A 2,102-nucleotide genomic window follows, 5' to 3' on the forward strand; every position below is an offset into this window, starting at 1 on the left:
GACGAGGCCGCACTGCGCGGCCTGGTCGACGCCGTTTCGTGGACCAACCCCAACAACGCGCCCGACGCGCCGATCCCGCTCGCGCTGCTGCCCGACGCCGGCGCCGGGTACCTGGGCCGCCCCGGGCTGCGTGGCCACCGTGGTGGCGAGCACTTCGCGCCGGCTTTGGCCGTGACGTCGTTCGGCCACGAGGGTTCGATCTTCCGGTACACCGCGTCGGACGAGGCCGCCGAACTGACCGTGACCGGCACGCTGGAGCTGTTGCCGTCGGGGATGCTCAGGGTCCGGCACGTCGTCCGCAACGACGGCTCGACGCCGTACTCGGTGGAGGGCCTGGAAACCGCGCTGCCCGTCCCGTCGCACGCCGCCGAACTGCTCGACTTCACCGGGCGGTGGAGCCGGGAGCGGTCGCCGCAGCGGCAGGCGTTCCTGCACGGGTCGTGGGTGCGGGAGAACCGGCGCGGGCGCACCGGGCACGACGCGACGATCGGGTTGCTGGCGGGCACGCCGGGGTTCTCGTTCCGCGACGGCGAGGTGTGGGCGGTGCACGTGGCGTGGAGCGGCAACCACGTGACGTACGCGGAGAACCTCGTCGACGGCTCCCCCGTGCTGGGTGGCGGCGAGTTGCTGCTGCCGGGCGAGATCACGCTGGCTCCAGGCCAGGAGTACGAGTCGCCGTGGATCTACGCGGCGTACTCGAGCGCGGGCATCGACGGCATCAGCGCCGCGTTCCACCAGCAGTTGCGGGAGCGGTCGCTGCGGCCGCGGCCCGTCGTGCTGAACACGTGGGAGGCCGTGTACTTCGACCACGACCTCGCGCGGCTGACGTCGCTGGCGGACACGGCCGCCGCGATCGGGGTGGAGCGGTTCGTGCTGGACGACGGCTGGTTCCGGCACCGCCGGGACGACTCCGCCGGGCTCGGTGACTGGTTCATCGACGAGACGGTGTGGCCCGAGGGGCTGTCGCCGTTGATCAAGCACGTGCGGGCGCTGGGCATGGAGTTCGGGCTGTGGTTCGAGCCCGAGATGATCAACACCGACTCGGACCTCTACCGCGCGCACCCGGACTGGGTGCTCGGGCCGCGCGCCGGGGTGCTGCCGCCGCCGTCGCGCAACCAGCAGGTGCTCAACATCGCGCACCCCGAGGCGTACGCGTACATCCTGGAGCGGGTGTCGTCGGTGTTGGCGGACAACGACATCGCGTTCGTGAAGTGGGACCACAACCGCGACCTGATCGGGTCGCGCGTGCACGAGCAGACAGCCGCGTTCTACCGGTTGCTGGACGAGCTGCGGTTGCGGCACCCGCACGTGGAGATCGAGAGCTGCTCGTCCGGCGGCGGCCGGATCGACCTCGGTGTGCTCGCGCGCACGGACCGCGTGTGGACGTCGGACTGCAACGACGCGTTGGAACGCCAGCTGATTCAACGGTGGACGGGCGTGTTCTTGCCGTTGGAGCTGATGGGCGCGCACGTCGGGCCGACGAAGTCGCACACCACGGGCCGTGTGCACGATCTGTCGTTCCGGGTGGCCACGGCGATGTTCGGGCACTTCGGCATCGAGTGGGACATCAACTCGGCGACCGACGAGGAACGCGCCGGGCTCCAGTCCGCGATCGAGTACTACAAGGACGTGCGGTCGTTACTGCACAGCGGTGTCGCCGTGCGCGGCGACCACCCGGACCCCTCGGCGTGGGTGCACGGCGTCGTCGCGGCGGACGGGTCCGAGGCGTTGTTCGGCTACGCGCAGCTGACCACGACGGTGCAGAACAAGCCGCGCCGCGTCCGGCTGCCGGGGCTCGACCCGGCGCGGACGTACCGGGTGACGTTCGACGCCCCGGCGGGGTATCCCGCGTTGTGCCAGCGGCAGCCCGCAGCGTGGGCGGCGCTGGAGCTGCCCGGGTCCGTGCTGTCGGAGGTGGGGATCCAGCTGCCGGTGCTCGAACCGGAGCAGGCCGTCCTGGTGCGCCTCAGGTAAAGACGACGGAGGCCCCGGCGGCGTCGAGACCGCCGGGGCCTCCCTCTTGAGAAGCGGGGCCCGCGGCCGGAGGCCCCCCCGGCGGAGGGGAGGCCCCAGAAAAGCAAGGAGGGCGAGCCACCGAGGCT

The 2,102-nt window shown here is 71.7% G+C and carries 1 protein-coding gene; it reads left to right on the plus strand.

The window, feature by feature from the left end; translation table 11 throughout:
• Positions 1 to 1,974: alpha-galactosidase (locus ACFWNN_RS45565; RefSeq protein ID WP_382446209.1), on the plus strand; the 1,974-nt coding region annotated here is incomplete at its 5' end.
• Positions 1,975 to 2,102: the final 128 nt, after the last annotated feature.

Source organism: Lentzea sp. NPDC058450 (genome assembly GCF_042721395.1).
In the GTDB taxonomy this organism is placed as follows: Bacteria; Actinomycetota; Actinomycetes; order Mycobacteriales; family Pseudonocardiaceae; genus Lentzea.